18 protein-coding genes are annotated in these 16,153 nt (G+C 37.3%); 13 read left to right on the top strand and 5 right to left on the bottom strand.

All coding sequences use genetic code 11. From position 1 onward, the window contains the following. Positions 1-801: 801 nt before the first annotated feature. From P4V41_RS21165 to P4V41_RS21145, 5 genes are all read left to right on the top strand, one after another. Positions 802-1,332, top strand: a complete 531-nt coding sequence (locus tag P4V41_RS21165) for an RNA polymerase sigma factor (protein WP_328087173.1) — start codon at positions 802-804, stop codon at positions 1,330-1,332. Then, entirely contained in the window at positions 1,313-2,371 is a 1,059-nt protein-coding gene (locus P4V41_RS21160; RefSeq protein ID WP_328087172.1) for a hypothetical protein, read from the top strand. The genes P4V41_RS21165 and P4V41_RS21160 overlap by 20 nt, the downstream gene beginning before the upstream one ends. A gap of 88 nt (positions 2,372-2,459) precedes the next feature. After that, positions 2,460-3,284 (top strand): prephenate dehydratase, encoded by an 825-nt coding sequence (gene pheA / locus P4V41_RS21155; RefSeq protein WP_328087171.1) that lies wholly within the window; start codon positions 2,460-2,462, stop codon positions 3,282-3,284. Positions 3,285-3,575: 291 nt separating this feature from the next. Next, positions 3,576-4,328: a hypothetical protein gene (locus P4V41_RS21150; protein WP_328087170.1), complete on the top strand. Its 753-nt coding sequence runs from the start codon at positions 3,576-3,578 to the stop codon at positions 4,326-4,328. A 328-nt stretch (positions 4,329-4,656) separates the two neighbouring features. Further along, positions 4,657-5,139, top strand: a complete 483-nt coding sequence (locus P4V41_RS21145; RefSeq protein ID WP_328087169.1) for an NUDIX hydrolase — start codon at positions 4,657-4,659, stop codon at positions 5,137-5,139. Positions 5,140-5,209: 70 nt separating this feature from the next. On the opposite strand, the gene P4V41_RS21140 is transcribed toward P4V41_RS21145, so the two are convergent. Further along, a complete protein-coding gene (locus P4V41_RS21140) occupies positions 5,210-5,863 on the bottom strand; it encodes a DsbA family oxidoreductase (RefSeq protein WP_328087177.1) in 654 nt (217 codons plus the stop codon). A 102-nt stretch (positions 5,864-5,965) separates the two neighbouring features. Further along, on the bottom strand, positions 5,966-6,961 hold the full coding sequence (locus P4V41_RS21135) for a Gfo/Idh/MocA family oxidoreductase (protein ID WP_328087175.1): 996 nt from the start codon (positions 6,959-6,961) through the stop codon (positions 5,966-5,968). Between the two features lie 178 nt (positions 6,962-7,139). On the opposite strand from P4V41_RS21135, the gene P4V41_RS21130 reads away from it, so the two are divergent. After that, on the top strand, positions 7,140-7,283 hold the full coding sequence (locus P4V41_RS21130; RefSeq protein ID WP_328087168.1) for a hypothetical protein: 144 nt from the start codon (positions 7,140-7,142) through the stop codon (positions 7,281-7,283). Positions 7,284-7,352: 69 nt separating this feature from the next. On the opposite strand, the gene P4V41_RS21125 is transcribed toward P4V41_RS21130, so the two are convergent. Beyond that, positions 7,353-8,039, bottom strand: coding sequence for a CPBP family intramembrane glutamic endopeptidase (locus P4V41_RS21125; protein WP_328087167.1), 687 nt, complete (start codon positions 8,037-8,039; stop codon positions 7,353-7,355). A gap of 90 nt (positions 8,040-8,129) precedes the next feature. Between P4V41_RS21125 and P4V41_RS21120 the strand changes: the two genes are divergently transcribed. From P4V41_RS21120 to P4V41_RS21095, 6 genes are all read left to right on the top strand, one after another. After that, positions 8,130-8,879, top strand: a complete 750-nt coding sequence (locus P4V41_RS21120) for a MerR family transcriptional regulator (protein ID WP_328087165.1) — start codon at positions 8,130-8,132, stop codon at positions 8,877-8,879. 100 nt (positions 8,880-8,979) lie between these two features. Continuing rightward, complete coding sequence (locus P4V41_RS21115) at positions 8,980-9,465, top strand: hypothetical protein (protein WP_328087164.1); 486 nt, start codon at positions 8,980-8,982, stop codon at positions 9,463-9,465. A gap of 146 nt (positions 9,466-9,611) precedes the next feature. Next, positions 9,612-10,460, top strand: a complete 849-nt coding sequence (locus P4V41_RS21110) for a DUF1835 domain-containing protein (protein ID WP_328087162.1) — start codon at positions 9,612-9,614, stop codon at positions 10,458-10,460. Between the two features lie 18 nt (positions 10,461-10,478). Beyond that, on the top strand, positions 10,479-11,045 hold the full coding sequence (locus P4V41_RS21105) for a GNAT family protein (RefSeq protein ID WP_328087161.1): 567 nt from the start codon (positions 10,479-10,481) through the stop codon (positions 11,043-11,045). A gap of 119 nt (positions 11,046-11,164) precedes the next feature. Further along, complete coding sequence (locus tag P4V41_RS21100) at positions 11,165-11,323, top strand: DUF3934 domain-containing protein (RefSeq protein WP_328087159.1); 159 nt, start codon at positions 11,165-11,167, stop codon at positions 11,321-11,323. A 129-nt stretch (positions 11,324-11,452) separates the two neighbouring features. Next, positions 11,453-11,857, top strand: coding sequence for a hypothetical protein (locus tag P4V41_RS21095; protein WP_328087157.1), 405 nt, complete (start codon positions 11,453-11,455; stop codon positions 11,855-11,857). 35 nt (positions 11,858-11,892) lie between these two features. On the opposite strand, the gene cphA is transcribed toward P4V41_RS21095, so the two are convergent. Together cphA and P4V41_RS21085 are read right to left on the bottom strand one after the other, a co-directional pair. Beyond that, entirely contained in the window at positions 11,893-14,520 is a 2,628-nt protein-coding gene (gene cphA / locus P4V41_RS21090; protein WP_328087156.1) for a cyanophycin synthetase, read from the bottom strand. Between the two features lie 15 nt (positions 14,521-14,535). Further along, on the bottom strand, positions 14,536-15,330 hold the full coding sequence (locus P4V41_RS21085) for a cyanophycinase (RefSeq protein ID WP_328087155.1): 795 nt from the start codon (positions 15,328-15,330) through the stop codon (positions 14,536-14,538). Between the two features lie 270 nt (positions 15,331-15,600). Here P4V41_RS21085 and P4V41_RS21080 point away from each other — a divergent pair, with 270 nt between their 5' ends. Further along, positions 15,601-16,095 (top strand): competence protein ComK, encoded by a 495-nt coding sequence (locus tag P4V41_RS21080; protein WP_328087153.1) that lies wholly within the window; start codon positions 15,601-15,603, stop codon positions 16,093-16,095. The last annotated feature ends 58 nt before the right edge of the window (positions 16,096-16,153 follow it).

The raw sequence follows: 16,153 nt of genomic DNA, 5'->3' as shown, positions 1-16,153 counted from the left end.
TACTTTGTCTACAAGCTGAGCCGTCCAGATTATATGGACGGCTTTTTACATTTAAGAGCTAAAAAAGCTCAAAAATTTTATGAGATTTTGAGCTTCTCCGCTTGATCAGTCTCAGATTTCTTCTAGTTTTTCACCCAATAGCTGAATGTCGCGTACTAACTTCTTTTTGTGCTTTTCACATTTACAGCATTTATATTCTTCAAACAATTGGCCTAGTTTTTTTATGATTTTAATCACGATTTGGTCATCACACATCTTTTGAAACACCCTAATCTAGTTATATTATCCTATATAAGAGCGTAGCACATGATCATTAGCTAGGAAACCTTCTGTTGTAAACTTTTTATTAATTTTATAAAAAAACCGGTGGACACAGATCAAGATTGAAATTTAAGATGTACATTTGTCCTGTCTTATATATCAGATGGAAACACCATGGAGAGTTAGGGCTTGTACCACGTCCGATTTGAATCATTATAGTAGTAACGACAGCTAAAGTGTAAGGGACCTTGTAAGACAACCTTAATATTTGGGCCAGCGCTGACATTTAATTAAGCTGACTCTACATGGGGGAGCGCTTGCTACAGTAATTCGTAGGCAATCGAGTTAGAATAACTTGCATTTTGACTCGTTAATAAATAAAGAAATTTAGCCAAGTAATCACCATCGCTTTCTCTAATTATGGTTTATGTTGAAAACGGCTTGTACAAGTGTGCAAAAAAAAATTTGTAATTGTGTTGAAAGGAATTCTGAACATAGACGTCTAATACATGAAAGGCTCTTAGAAGAGGGAGTGAAGCGATGAAAAACCATAAACAAATACAACGCTGGTTTAACGAGTATCACAATGATATTTATAACTTTCTTATTTATTATTTAGGCACAAAAGACATTGAAGATCTGGTTCAAGAAGTATTTATTAAAGGATTTAAATTTATGTATCAATTTGAAGAACGTTCCGATCCTAAGACTTGGCTTATTTCCATTGCAAGAAATATTGCCATTGATCATATGCGGAAAAGGAAAAGGCATTATGTTCTTGTCTCTCAACTAAGAAGTATATTCTCTGAAAAAAGTAAACTTCCTCATGATTGGGTATTGGAGGACGAACGAAAACAGGAGTTATATAAAGCTATCAACGATTTGAAGACTTCTTATAGAGATGTTGTAATTCTAAGGGGAATCCTCGACTTTACTCCTGAAGAAACTTCTCAAATTTTGAAATGGAAAGTAGACAAAGTTAACCTTACCTATCATCGATCTATTCAATCGCTAAAGAAAAAGCTTACGTCTGAAATGTGGAGTGATTACATTGAAACGATTAACCAATGAAGAAGTAATCATCGAACTAAAGAATTTTAAAACGTACAAAATGAATAATGATCAGAAACGAGAGATAGAAAACGAGTTAAATCTGTTGCCTTATAATAAAAAATCTCATAGAGTATTTCATATTTACAAAACATTGTTAAGTATGATTGTTCTTCTTTTTCTATTAGTGAGTGTGAGCTACTTCGCAATTAATCAACCAGATGGAAAAGCTGTAAAATATACAACAGGGAGTGGGCTTTTCTTGCATGGTGATGAAACATTTCAGATTAAGAAAAAAGATGATTTTGTTTTGAAGAAGAATAAGGATGGCTCCGTGGTCTTTACAGCTGACGGAGTAGAAGTTGGAGGAATCGAGGCGTTAACAGATGATGAAAAGCTTAAAAGTATTCAGTCTCAAAACACCTTTATTAACGAAGAATTAGAGGGATATCGGTATGCGGGAACATTTATATTAGATCATCAAAAAACGATGAAAGTAACGCAAATTCTCCATTATTACTTTAACTCACCACACAGTAAGCTGAATTATCATGTTTACTTTCACACACCTTTCTTTAATGAAGAAACCGCAGCTGAGTTAGCTCATTCATTTAAGATCTATAATAAGGGTAAACTTCTTCAAGGGAGTGAGGAAAATTGGCAACTTTCAACCGAATTTGCAACATCTACCTTTGAAGTATTATTAGGAGAAAAAGATAAAATCGGAATAGCTGGACCGTCATTTATAGCTGGGAAAACAGATAAGTTTTTATGGCATTTTTTTGGAGGAACTAATGAAGTCAGCACCTTAACAAGAGGTGATTTCAAGATAATAGCCACGAACAGGGAGAGTGGGGAACAAGAAAGAGTTCTTGTTCAAAATTCTCGGATGGTTTGGTCGTATGAGTTTATAAAAGGCAGTCCCTTAACACCGATTGAAGAAACAGGGTCTATTCATTCAATTCCAACAAATATGAAGTTTAGCAAGCCGGGAGTTTATCGACTAGATACTTTTTTTGGAGGGAAACGGTTCGGTAGTGTCGTCGTTGAAGTGAAATAAGTGAACCCTTTTTAATGAAAAAGGTTGGTGTAACTCCTTAATCGTTGTATACTGATATGAAAAACTAAAGGCAGGCGTTATCGAAGTTATGAAAGTTGCATACTTAGGTCCACAGGGAAGTTTCTCAGAAGAAGCTGCCTTTCGTTATTTTGCAGATCAAGAGAATGAATGGCATAAATGTGATTCTATTGTAGATGTACTCGAAGCAGTAGAAGAGGGAACAGCAAATAGAGGGATCGTACCAATTGAAAATTCAATCGAAGGCACGATCAATATTACTGCTGACGGTTTGTTGAGACATGATCTCTTTGTGGAAGCTGAAATCATTTTCCCGGTCTCATTGCACCTCCTGACATTAAAGGGAGCTTTACTAGAAGATATACGTGAAGTATGGTCAATTGTTCCAGCTCTCGCGCAGTGTAGAGATTTTATTAGAGAAGCAAAAGTGAAAAGCAAGCATTATGATAGCACATCTGCAGCGGCAAGAGCTGTTAAAAATCAAGAAAGAAAAGATGTTGCAGCGATTGCATCTAAATACGCTGCTGAGGTCTTGGATCTAGAAATTGTAAAAAGTGGGATACAAGACAACAGCAACAATCATACCCGTTTTGTTGTAATCAGCAAGGAAAATATCGAAGTCAATCCAAAGAATTCAAAAACGATGTTACTAATCTCACCAACATCAGATTATTCTGGTGTCCTTTCATCCATCTTGAACGTATTTACAGCGCTATCGATCAACTTGACTTGGATTGAATCCAGACCAACGAAAAAGAAGCTTGGGACTTATCATTTTTTTGTAGAAGCTCAAAATGGCCTTCATGAAGAAAAAATGAATAAAGCCATCACGATATTAGAAGCTTTCGGACATGATGTGCGTGTATTGGGAAGTTACAGAACAACAAAATTATAACAATAAAATAACAATAACAATGAAGAGCTCAGGAAATCCGGAGCTCTTTTTTGAATTCTTTTTTGTTAAACAAAAAAGTTCGAGCCCTAATTGAGTGCCTAGTTCATCTCTTTTACTATTTATACCTGTAATAGAAGTGCTTAGTCTTAAGAAGGTTTGTACGAATAAGGTTAGAAAAAAGGGTACTGACGAGAAGAAGGATCTCCATCTATCTTATAAAATTAATGAGGAAAATATGTGATAATATACTTAATTGTAAATATATTGCATGAGGATAAGGGGGGATTTTAGATGCATCCATCACATCATATTCTTGAAACGTGGAAGAAGTTTGATTCTTTTCCTATGGAAACCTTAACGAAGGCTTGGTACTTTAATCAAGGGACGGCAAAAAAACAACGAGATGTATCGTTGATGAAAGAGCATAGAATTCAATACGGTAATACTGGAAACTGCTTTGATCTTGCATTATGGTTATTGGATGAATTTAAACAACATGGAATTAAAGCCTTTCCAATAGGTTCAAACTTTCATTCGGATGAAGCACATGTCGCAGTTGTAGCGTTAGACGAAAATGGTAACCGATATCTGTGTGATCTTGGAGATCAGTGGCTGCAACCCATTCTCGTTGAAACAAATAGTGATGACTATTCAGAAGGAAAATTAAAAGGTTTTTTTCCTGCAGCTGAAATACAAGTTCAATCTAAAGATCAAAGCCAGATTGAAATTCTTTATCATAGACCGAATGGGAAAGTTTCAAAACAGTTATTTGATTTAACCCCTATTGAGTGGAATGTCTTTTTACAAGGAGCAGAATACTCGCAGAATAACATTTATCCTAAGCCCCTCTTTGAATGTAGAGTGCCTTATAAGAATGAGACGGCACACTGGGAGTTCTTTCATTGGGAAAGCTTTTTGAGTACGAATGAAGGCTTGTTTAAGGATGATCAAACAGATTCCATTGAACATTGGGTGGAAGTTATTTATCAACGAAGCGGTTATCAAAAAAAATTTTTATATGAAGCTTTGAGTAGGTACAGCTAAGCTCTTTTCAGAAGGAAGTGAACATAAGTGGAAGTTAAATCATTTATTAATAAGTCTGTTCTACTCGTTTTAATCATCGTTACAGGTTTATATTGTGTAGTGAACATTCTATTTGATCTTTCTTATAATCCATTTATAAACGTATGACTAACATCATAGAAGCATTGTTTTTTCTTTTCTCATTGATTTACGTAAGTGTTAATTTGAAAAAGTAATGGAAAGTGGTTCATCTATCATCAACGTATCACCCAGTAATCATGGGAATATCTTCTAATTCGACTTATGATGGAGTAGGATATAACAATCTATTATAGCGGAGGTCTTAACGATGATAATGCCAACTCATATTGTAGCAGTTGCAGGTTATGTGGAAGATGGGAAAGGAAATATCTTATTAGTAAAAACGATACATAACGGATGGGTGTTTCCTGGAGGACAGGTGGAAGCGGGAGAAAACTTAATTGACGCTTTGATTCGTGAAACAAAGGAAGAGAGCGGTATTGATATTACCGTTTCACATTTATCGGGAGTATACTCGAATACTGCTCAATATACTTGGCATGATGGAGTCACGAACGTTCCAACAAAAGTCATGTTTGATTTTGTCTGCAAGCCGATTGGCGGGGAATTAGCGGTATCAGATGAAACGACGGATAGCCGTTGGGTGCCAAAGGAAGACGTTCTAGATATGCTAACAGGAGAAGCTTATCTGACTCGTTATAGTGATTATTTAAACAATGAAGGAAAAGTAATTTATAAGGAATATGTGACAAAACCAAATTTTAAGTTAAAGGTAGAGAGAAGCGTTTAGTCTTAGAGAGAGTAAAATGCTAAACAAAAAGGAGCTAACTCATAGAGAGTAGCTCCTTTAATGTACAATGTTATTTCTTTGGAATTTCGCAGCCATCATCGTCACAGCTCATTCCATCTTCATTGTTTAGAATCGTAATTTCGTTTTCTGCAATGATTTTGTTTAATGCCTGTACAAAAACATCAGTCGGCTGTGCACCAGTAAGGGCATATTTTTTGTTGATGAGATAAAAAGGTACTCCTGTAACGCCATATGCTTTTGCCGTTTCTTCATCAGCTCGAACCTCATTAGCCATCTCATCACTTGAGAGCATTTGTATTACTGATTCTCTATCTAACCCAACTTCTACCGCAAGATCTGCTAATGTTGCATGATCTCCAATATGTTTGGATTCTGTAAAAAAGGCATATAAAATGCGTTCTGTCATCTCCTGCATCTTACCCTCTTTTTTAGCAAACATAGTCAAACGGTGAGCGTCAAAAGTATTGGTGAGAATCATCGTATCCATGTGATATTCCAGTCCAGATTCACTCGCCATTTGTATCACGTTTTGCGTGTTTGCTTTAGCAGCATCTAAACTCATTCCATACTTTTTAGATAGTTTTTGATAGATGTTATCTTTAACGTCACGTTCCATCGTAGGATCCAGTTCAAAGCAGCGATACGTTACTTCAACAGGATGATTAATCTTTTTAATAGCGTCCTCCAGACGCTTTTTGCCAATATAGCAGAATGGTCAAGCAAAGTCTGTCCACATTTCAATGTGCAACATAGGAATCCCCCCATTTTATTGTTTCACCCATAGTATATAAGGATAACGCAATTTTTACACGTTGTTTGATCGGTCAGCCGGATAAATCAAACCAACCTGTTTTCTCGCCTCGTCCATGATCTTCATTACTGCAAGTGAATTTGCGTGTGAATTCACTTTAGACTCAAGTTCACCACGTTCAATCAGATCGATAAACTCTTTTGCTTCGTAATACATTTTTGGTTTATCTTGCTTAGCTGTAATGTTTTCGGTATGACCATCACGGTAACGGATCTCAATTTTGGTCATGTCCTGAATGTGATCAATAATGATGCTTCCGTTTTCACCTTGGATTTCAGATGGTGCATAAGAATCTGTGATCTTTGAATGCATAACTACAGCTTCTTTGTCACCATAGTTTAAAAGTATACTCCCTTCACCATCGACTCCAGACTCTAGTAGGTAGGCATTTGCTTTAACATCTTCAGGCTCTCCGAAAAGCACAACCATAGGGTACAAACAATAGATACCAATATCCATCAATGAGCCGTTCGAAAATTCAGGTTTGAATGCGTTAAGTATCGTTCCTTCTTTATATTTATCATAACGGGAAGAATACTGACAGGAGTTTGCAAAATAACGGCGGATCGTACCAATCTTATGTAGATTCTCTTGAATGCTCTTAAAGTTCGGTGTCACGGTCGAACGCATCGCTTCCATCAGTAACACGTTGTTTTCTTTTGCGACAGCGATCATTTTTTTAACTTCTCGTGCATTTGATGCCATAGGTTTTTCGCAGATCACATGCTTGCCCTGATTCATGAGAGTGATGGCATACTCAGCATGGAAAGAGTTTGGGCTAGCAATATACACTGCATCAATCACATCACTAGCTGCCATCTTATCTAAATCCGTAAATGTATACTCAGCACCATTCTTTTCAGCAAATTCTTTAGCTTTTTCTTCTGTACGCGAGTAAACTGCACGCAATGTAAAACCATCTACTTCTTTAGCAGCCCCAATAAAACTCTCAGTAATCCAATTTGTTCCAATAACTCCAAATTTCAAAATAATTCATCCTTTCACAATCAGTAGGCATAACCTGTTGCTTTGTATATTTTGTATTCTACTCCTATAGTCATGAATTAGACAAATAATGAGGACTGTCGCACTATTTTTGTAGAAAAAGGTTTCTCGATATAACATCCGGGGTAAATAGAAGTTAAAACCTGGTAAGGAGGGATGAGTTATGCTTACTATGACCAATCATAACCAGCAAACGATAAAGCCTTTGGATTTGCCAGTTTCACGATACGTGCTTAAAGAACAGTCCGTAGTTGACCAAGAAAAGCGCAAGCCTGAATTTGAATTAACGCCGTTGAATCCGAAATAAATTATATCTATATGGAAAGAAAGCGGAGACCTTAGGGGATCTTCGCTTTTTTGTATTCGATTTTAAGAATCACCCTAAAACAGATAAAGAGATTCCGATCCCGTTTACAACTCCATGAATAATAATCGCTGGAATAATAGAACCTGTCTTTTCATATACCCAGCAAAAGACTAGTCCAGATGCAAAATTTACCGGCAACGTGTTGTATGTGGGAATATGAACGATCATAAAAATGAACGAGCTAAAAATCATTGCCTTTTGTATGCCCCATCGTCTAAACCACGTATACAAAAAACCACGATAAAAGATCTCTTCGTAAATAGGAGAAACGACGGCAGCAGATAAAAAACCAATCATTAAGGTAAATGGGGTAATATTTGACTTTAAACTATCAGTCTTATCATTACTTGTTCCTATTGAGAGGACATCCATTATTACGACAAGCGTTATACTAATGATAATAAGCAATATTGTCCATAGAACAATTGTTTTCCACATTTTTTTGGTGAGTGGTGCAACACCTACTGAGCGCCACCCTATTCTATTTGGTTTTAACGCGATCCAATAAACACTTAATGTAAATACAATCGCCATGCAAAAACCCGTAAACGTACCAGCGTATAAGGTATTATCAAACCAATGTATCAACTGATAGTATAGTATGTTCTCCAATAGAATCGGTACGCCAACTAAACAAAGACTCAATAAAAGTATGAGCTCACGACTGTTCCATTTTCTCTCTGTTGTAACTTTCATCTTATTGTTCCTCCTGATTACCTTGTTATAATATGTTAATTGTAAGCGGTGACGTAACGTAACCTGCAAGAGAAAAAGGAGAAAAATATGATGAGCTTATTTTCAACAGGAAAGGTTTCGAAGCAATATGGAGTTTCGGTAAGGACGCTCAGATATTACGACCAAATCGGTTTGCTTTTACCGAGTATAAAGAGTGAGAGCGGTTCGAGATTGTATACGAGAGAGGATCTGCAACTTTTAGAAAAGATTACACTCTTAAAATCGTTGTCTCTACCACTAACAGAAATTAAAAAAATAATAAGTGAAGTAACGATAAAAGATATTCTTACCGTTCAAAAGAAAGATGTTCAAACTCAGCTGGACCAGTTTCACTCAGCGTTTGAAAAAATAAACACACTCCTACATATTTTAGAACTTCAGGGAGAGTTGGATTGGGAGCATATCCTTTCTCTCGTTCAAGCAAATGAAGATAAAAAGACTGTTGAGAAAAATCAAACCTGGGAAACGTTTTTTTCTGATAATGAGAGACAGATGCTTGAAACCTCGCTCCCAAAACTTGAAGATGCAAGTACAACAAAATGGGTGAATATAATAAAAAGGATAGAGATCTGTTTGAAAAACAACAGGGAACCCACGTCAGAAGATGGCCATATCATTGCTTCAGATGTATTACTCTTATCTCATGAAATGTTTCAGGGAGATACCGAATTAGAGGAGAAATTCTGGAATGCTAGAAAATCAGAAACCTCCTCACGCTCATTGAACTTATATCCTGTTAGCCATGAAGTATTGGATTTTTTAGAGAAATCTATCACAAGCTATCAAACTATTAATCCGTAACCAAAGTTTTATAAAAATGTAAAACTTTGGTTTAACACCTTGTGAGATTAGGGTATCAAGAAAATAGAATCCAAAATTATCCATGAGGTGAAAACAAGAAATGAAAAAAATGTTGGGATTGGTAGTAGCTATAAGTGTAATGGTTCTAAGCGGTTGTAACATGCTGATTGAAGATGATTTTAATGCTTATTTGGATGATCGCAATAAACTTATAAAAAAAGATATGGAATTATCTAAACAGGTGGACTCTGAATTTGAAAAAATGGCACAAGACCCTACTGCGAAAGAGGAACTAGTGACCATAATTGCTAATTATGAAGCATTGGCAGGAGAAGCTAAAGAAATAAGCTTGAATGAATTAGACGACTTAAAGTCATCACAAGATCTTTTTGTGAAAAATATAGAGACTAGAGCAGAAGCGATGAAGTTAAGTTTAACTGCAATAGAAGAACAAGATGTAGAATTAGATGAAAAGTCGCGTACTATGCTTGAGGAAGCAGAAAAAATGAGCGAGAAAAGTCAGAGTGAATTAGAGAAGTTTGCAGATGACAACAACTTTACATTAGAAGAAACAGACTTGGAATAATTGGTTTATAAGAGCTGAACATCCTCAGCTCTATTTTCTTTGTAAAAATTTTGGAAAAAAAGAGGAGGTTTCAGTTGGAATAGAGAAGTTGTTGGATGGCCAAATTCGATAGACTTGTATATTTGTAAAGCTAAGGAGCTATATTGATGAACGTTCATCTAGTATTTGGAGAATGTACGGCTGGCGCAATGAAGTGGATGCTCAGTAAGGAGAAACGCCATGAACATGTAATTGGATTTCCAGATTCATTTGCAATCGGCCCTATTCATGAATTGGAAACTGAAAAGGGTTTAGTAAATCGAGTGCAGTGGTTCAAAGACAATATGGCAAAAAGGGACATGGAAGCTTATTATGTAAATGAATATGAAGCAGCTTTTAGGCACACGCTTCAGGATATTTGTGAGGTTCCTAAGGATGCACATATTACAATCTGGGCTGCTGACAATGCTCCTGAACAGACAGGTTTGAGGTTTGTGATGAAATTACTTGAAGATCGGAAAAACCATATTCTTCTGCTTAATACTAATGATTGTTTTAACACATATTGCAAACCTCCTAATATCATCTATACATCATTACACACGAGTGAAGTTTCTCCGGAAAATCTAAAAGTCATTTTAGAGAAAACGCATAATTATGAACGGGTCTCTGCTGAATGTAAGAATAAACTTCTTAAAGAGTGGGATTCATTGAGCGAATCAGAAAAAGTGTTGAGACTTTGGGAAGACGGTGTAATAAAAAGCGTTAGTGTTGACCATCTAGATTCGTTCGTCATTAATTCTGCGAGGCGTTTAGAGTGGAAATATGGTGAAGGATTTAGAGAATGCTCACGTCTAGTTGGTGATATACTCGGCCATCTCGAACAATATGTGGGTGATGCGTTTATTTTTAACCGAATTCATTATTTGATCGAGCAAGGAAAACTTGAATATGAAGGAACATTAGGCAACATGAGGAAATTAAGAGTGAAGCTTACCACAAAGGATCTTACATAAGAAATGGAGAGAAAAGATATGAATCAAAGCGTGGAAACAAATGTTAAATTAACTGGAGACAATATTTATATTCGATCACTGACTGTTGAGGATGCAGGAGATATGCTAAATCTTCAATTGGAGAACCGAGAGTTCTTTAGTCAGTTTGCTATGGAACGAAGCGATGATTTTTACTCTCTTGAAAGTCAGGAGAAAAGAATTCAGATGTTAGTAGAGAATGCTAAACAGGATCTGGATTATTATTTTGGTATTTTTACAAATGACGAAGAGATACTGATCGGAACAATTAACTTGTTTGCCGTGATGCGCGGATCGATTCAAAGTGCATTTGTCGGTTACTTTTTAGATAAAAAGCATAATGGCAAAGGCTATACGACAGAAGCTGTGCGTTTACTCGTTAAATACGCATTTGATGAGCTCAAACTTCATCGAGTTGAAGCGGGTGTGATGCCGCATAACATTGGTTCTATACGAGTGTTAGAAAAAGCGGGTTTTGAAAAAGAAGGACTAGCTCGTAAAAATGTAAAGATTAATGGAAAGTGGGAAGATCATCAACAAATGGCTATTATTAATCCAGCTGATTGATGAAGAAATGGTTGGTTGTGTTTCTTCATTTTTAATGGAACTATCCCCACCGCCGCTAATGTAGTATAATTCAAATTACTGCTTAAAATAAGCACAAGAACGGTCATGGAGTGATAAGTATGAGTAAAGCAAAAGGCAAGAAAAGCGGCGTTGGTCAAGGAACAGGGAAAAAGGGATGGAACCGCTGGAAAGCCAGCAGTAAGAAAAAAGGTCCAAAACCTTATGTGAGTAAAGGGAAGAATAAGCCAGATCATGAAAGTGGAACAGAAAACAATTAATAGAATAGAACAGCCTAATGCTGTGAATGAGCCACCTGACTAATCATGTTTGGTGGTTTTAATTTTGGTATAAATCGCTCAAATCTACCATAAGATGAACTATTCATTGGTAAATAGGAGGGACGAGCTTTGTCTACACAAAATACAAATTACACCATTTCAGAAGACTTAATCATAAAATACAATAAACTTAACGAGAAGAAAAAAGAGCTAGAGAAAGAATTAGACGAACTAAAAAAAGTTTTTCATATTTATTTTGATCATTTAGTTGGGCAAAATGAGAAAGGTGAAGTAACGGTAAACAACTACAAGCTGCAAAGGCAGATCAGAAAATCCGAAAAGCTCCATGAAGAAAAGACAGTAAATCGACTTACTGAGTTAAATATGATAGATCTCATTCTTCATGTACCAAAACCGGATGAAGAAAAAGTAAAATCTGCAATCAAGCTAGGATTATTAAGTGAAGGTGATTTGGAAGGGTGCTTGATCAAGAGTGCTTCACAAGCGATTGTTGTTAAAACACTTAAGTCATAAAAAGTAAAAAGCAGCTCCCATATGAGCTGCTTTTTTTATTCTGCTTTCTGCAGTACGCCTACAGCTTTTGAATTTTTGATTTTCTGTAGTATACCCTGAATGGAAGTGTATTCGTCATAGAGAAAAACGAGTGTGTCACCAGGCTCTGAGCATTCCCATGCCTGGATTAAGGCTTCAGCTTCCTTAGGATATACAGAGACGGAAGTAATGCCTTCTGCTTCTTTTACACCCGTATAAAGATGATGAACCGTTTCACCTGGAATCCTTCCTCTTAGGTTTATATCTTCTTTTATGATGAAAATATCAGAGTGAGCTCCGAAAATACGTCCCATCTCTTGAATCGTTCTGTCTGGTCTGTCTCCAGCTGCTGAACCAACTGTTATGACTCGGCCACCCTTCAGATGATCTACAGTTTCAAAAAGTGCCTTTAGACCAGCAGGGTTATGCGCATAATCTACTACAATTGTACGATCATGGATGTTTAAAACGTTGAAGCGACCTCTGTTTTGGTTTTCTGTTGAAAGAAAAGTGATTACTTTGCTTCTTAACTCTGACAATGGTCTTCCAAATGAGTGAGCGGCTGCAAGTGCGCCAAGGACATTCGCGATATTGTGTCGGGCAGCGCCATTAATCGTAATCGGAATGTGAGATACAGGAAGAAATCTTTCTGCATGACCGTTCTCATTGAATACAACCCAGTCATCTTCTAGATACCAAACTTTTAATCCTTTCTTTAACTGATCTTGAATAACAGGATTCATTACCGATAGGGAGAAGAAGATTACTTCGCCATTTGTATGATTCGCCATATCGACGCATCGTGAATCGTCAGCGTTCAATACACATGTACCTTCAGGAAGCACAACTTCAGCAACCGTCTGCTTCAATTTTTTTAAGTCTTCCAACGTTTCCACGCCATTCAACCCAAGATGATCTTCACTAACGTTAGTTACGATGCCAACGTCACAATAGCGAAACGCCAATCCTTCTCGCAGCATTCCACCACGAGCAGTCTCTAATACGGCGATATCTACTGAAGGGTGAGCTAAAACTTTACGTGCACTTCTTGGCCCGCTGCAATCTCCAGCGTCAAGTTGCTGATCACCCACCCATACACCATCAGAGCACGTATATCCAACCGTTATATTTTCCTTTTGTAAAAGATGTGAAACAAGACGTGTGGTCGTCGTTTTTCCGTTTGTGCCAGTTACTGCAACAACAGGAATCGCTGCTTCGTCACGAGAACCAAACAGATAGTCTATAATGGCTCCGCCTGCATCTCTGCTTTTTCCTTGTGAAGGGTGGAGGTGCATACGTATGCCAGGAGCTGCATTCACTTCAAGGATTGCAGCATCACCTTCAATAAAAGGAACCGTTACATCCGGTGACAAAATATCTATTCCTGCAATATCAAGACCAACTGCAGCTGCAGCTTCAATAGCCATGTTACGATAATCAGGGTGAACATCATCTGTCACATCAATGGCTGAACCCCCTGTAGACAGGTTTGCGTTTCCTAAAACTTCTACAGATTCTCCTTTGCCTAATACGGATTGAAGAGAGTAGCCGCTCTTTTCAAGATGAACGACCGTACGTTCATCTAAAGGGATTTTACTCATCGCTTTTTCATGACCATCACCGCGTAATGGATTTAAGTTTTCTTCATCAATGAGTTCAGCTATCGTCTTATAGCCATCACCAATCACAAAAGGTGGAAGACGAAGACTTGCAGCAACTAGCTCATTATTTACGACGAACAAACGGTAATCATTGCCTTCATAATATCGCTCGAGAATATATGAAGTCCCTTCGGTGTAGACACAGTGAAAAGCAGCGATTAAGTCATTGTCATTTTGAATATTCGTAATAATGTTCTGTCCCTGTCTGCCGTTAAGTGGTTTAATCACAAGCGGGTAACCAATTTTTTCAGCTGACTGAAGCAGCTCATATTCATTGGAAACCACATCACCATCAGGAACAGGGAGGCCAGCACTTCTTACTAATGTTTTGGTCATTTCTTTATCACAAGAATTCTCTACTGCCAAGTATGATGTTTGGGAAGAGATGGTCGCTTGGACGGATTTTTGCTTCTTACCTGTTCCGATTCTTAAATAGCTGTTTGTTCCGATACGCTCTACTGGAATCTTGCGTTTTCGTGCAGCTTCATAGATGGCTTCCGTACTCGGACCTAATTTATGTAAATGGTAAAGGTCAGAGGTGTGAGAGATGTAAGGGTCAGCGCTAATTTCCTGTTCTGCTAAGATAGCGGTTACAATTTCGAGTGCTGCTTCGAACGCGTAAAAGCCTGATTTTGGTTCTGCATAATCGTAGGTTACAAAATATATTCCTGTTCGTTCGCTTGTGATCGTTTTTCCTCGTTTGACTGAGATTCCAGCAAGATGTTGAATCTCAAGAGCAATGTGCTCTAAGACATGTCCGATCCACGTTCCTTCATGAAGGCGTTCTACAAATCCGCCTGCATAACCCCTTGAACAGGTATGTGTGTGAAGGGAAGGAATGACTTTTAGCAATGTATCTACAAACCCTGGTAGTGTGTTAGATGGTTTTTCTTCAAAATCTTCTATATCAAGCTCAATGCATATAGTAGGTTTAAAGCTGTAAAGGTTTGGTCCGGTTAAGTAATTGACGCGGTTGATTTTCATTAAGACGTTCTCTCCTTAAGTGATGATTAGTTCTCGTTTGTATAAGTCAAAAACAGCACCCGCCCCAAGAGTATGGAAACGGATATCGGAAATCGTCATATTTCCTTTATTCTCAGCAATGTCTACATAGGTCGAGGTTTTGCCATCAAATATGCTAACGTTGTATTCACCGATCACCTCAAACTGTTTACCATCGTTATGAACCCAGATTGCGGTGTTTTCATCAATTCCGATGCCAATAATCTGAGGGTTTAATGCGATTGCACGCATGAGACGACTAAATCGGTCACGCTGAGAAAAGTGCTGATCAATAATTACGTCTTCTAGAAATCCAAAACCTGAACCTAACTCAAGTATAGAAACATCTTCTTTTTCAAACAGCTTTGATGAAATTATCATCAATCTGCTCATAACTGCAGCACCGGCACTTGTTCCTCCGATGATTAAACCGTTTTGCCATTCTCGAAAGAGGTGTTTATAAAAGGATGTTCCGCCTAAAATGCTTGTCAGCCTTAACTGATCGCCACCTGTCATAAAAAGACCAGACAGAGAAGAAAGCTGTTCGGGTAATTCAGGATCTTCCGCTTTTTCACGAGAATCTAAATGGAAAAGCAGTGGCTTAGTACCATGCAATGTTTGAAACAGTTGATAATATTCACTGCCTACTTCTTCCGGATAGCCGGATGCTGTTGTCAGGATCCCGATCGGTCCCTGACGATTTTTACATAGTGCAGAGAATCGGGATAAGATAATCCTCTTATCACTTTTGTCCTCATTGCCACCAATGATCAGCAGATCACCTTTTGCCATTTTTCATCAGCCTCATATTCATTAAAGTAGTTGGAAAAATAGGTCGAAAATATTCGTCCTTTTCGCCCTGTTATGTATTCCACGATTCGCTAGTATTCAAACCTATTTGAGGAATTATTTTACTAATTATTTAAATAGTTAAAATTTTTGTAAAATTATATAGATTCCTGTCAAAAGACTTAGTATAATTTACCTATTGGGAGTATTTTACTTTCTAATTTTTAAGGGAGGAGTTATGGGTTATTTACTATTAAAAAGGAGGATGTATAAATGGAAAAAACATTACTTCTTCGATCCTACGAAATTAATACGAGTACGATGGCACTCTTACCGTTTTATAACGAATACGGAGAGGTTCAAACGGAAATTTTAGTAAGTGAAAAAAATGAAAGGGTTGCGCTCAGCCCAATCAAAATTATTAATGAGAGCTGTTTATTTTTTGGTTCTAGCTATGAAGGCAGGCGTGAAGCAGTTCGTCGATCAATGGGCTATGTGAGTCTATCTCCTATCATGATTAACCTCGAACTTGGTATTTTCTTTTTTCCTGTAGAATCTCCTAAGAATGAAACGTGCATCTGGTTATCCCAATCACATGTTCAACGGATAGATTCCATAGATTCTGACACGTGCAGTGTCCACTTTAAAAACACCGCAAATTTAATTTTACCCCAATCTAAATATGCATTAGAGGCTAAACTTTTCCGAACGGCACAATATAGATATATCCTTAGTGAGCGAGTGAGTGAAAGAATAATAAGATATTAAGAAAAGTAGAATAATAGAAAACACGCCTGATGCAAATTTGATCTGAACCCAAAAAGTT

It is taken from the genome of Fictibacillus nanhaiensis, assembly GCF_036213205.1.
In the GTDB taxonomy this organism is placed as follows: Bacteria; Bacillota; Bacilli; order Bacillales; family Fictibacillaceae; genus Fictibacillus; species Fictibacillus nanhaiensis_E.
The sequence above is the reverse complement of the archived record's forward strand: the minus strand, read 5'-3'. Positions and strand labels throughout refer to the sequence as shown.

Coding starts and splice junctions, on each gene's coding strand:
- P4V41_RS21165 (WP_328087173.1), top strand. CDS start 802: ATGAAAAACCATAAACAAATACAACGCTGGTTTAACGAGTATCACAAT.
- pheA (WP_328087171.1), top strand. CDS start 2,460: ATGAAAGTTGCATACTTAGGTCCACAGGGAAGTTTCTCAGAAGAAGCT.
- P4V41_RS21150 (WP_328087170.1), top strand. CDS start 3,576: ATGCATCCATCACATCATATTCTTGAAACGTGGAAGAAGTTTGATTCT.
- P4V41_RS21145 (WP_328087169.1), top strand. CDS start 4,657: ATGATAATGCCAACTCATATTGTAGCAGTTGCAGGTTATGTGGAAGAT.
- P4V41_RS21130 (WP_328087168.1), top strand. CDS start 7,140: ATGCTTACTATGACCAATCATAACCAGCAAACGATAAAGCCTTTGGAT.
- P4V41_RS21125 (WP_328087167.1), bottom strand. CDS start 8,039: ATGAAAGTTACAACAGAGAGAAAATGGAACAGTCGTGAGCTCATACTT.
- P4V41_RS21120 (WP_328087165.1), top strand. CDS start 8,130: ATGAGCTTATTTTCAACAGGAAAGGTTTCGAAGCAATATGGAGTTTCG.
- P4V41_RS21115 (WP_328087164.1), top strand. CDS start 8,980: ATGAAAAAAATGTTGGGATTGGTAGTAGCTATAAGTGTAATGGTTCTA.
- P4V41_RS21110 (WP_328087162.1), top strand. CDS start 9,612: ATGAACGTTCATCTAGTATTTGGAGAATGTACGGCTGGCGCAATGAAG.
- P4V41_RS21105 (WP_328087161.1), top strand. CDS start 10,479: ATGAATCAAAGCGTGGAAACAAATGTTAAATTAACTGGAGACAATATT.
- P4V41_RS21100 (WP_328087159.1), top strand. CDS start 11,165: ATGAGTAAAGCAAAAGGCAAGAAAAGCGGCGTTGGTCAAGGAACAGGG.
- cphA (WP_328087156.1), bottom strand. CDS start 14,520: ATGAAAATCAACCGCGTCAATTACTTAACCGGACCAAACCTTTACAGC.
- P4V41_RS21085 (WP_328087155.1), bottom strand. CDS start 15,330: ATGGCAAAAGGTGATCTGCTGATCATTGGTGGCAATGAGGACAAAAGT.
- P4V41_RS21080 (WP_328087153.1), top strand. CDS start 15,601: ATGGAAAAAACATTACTTCTTCGATCCTACGAAATTAATACGAGTACG.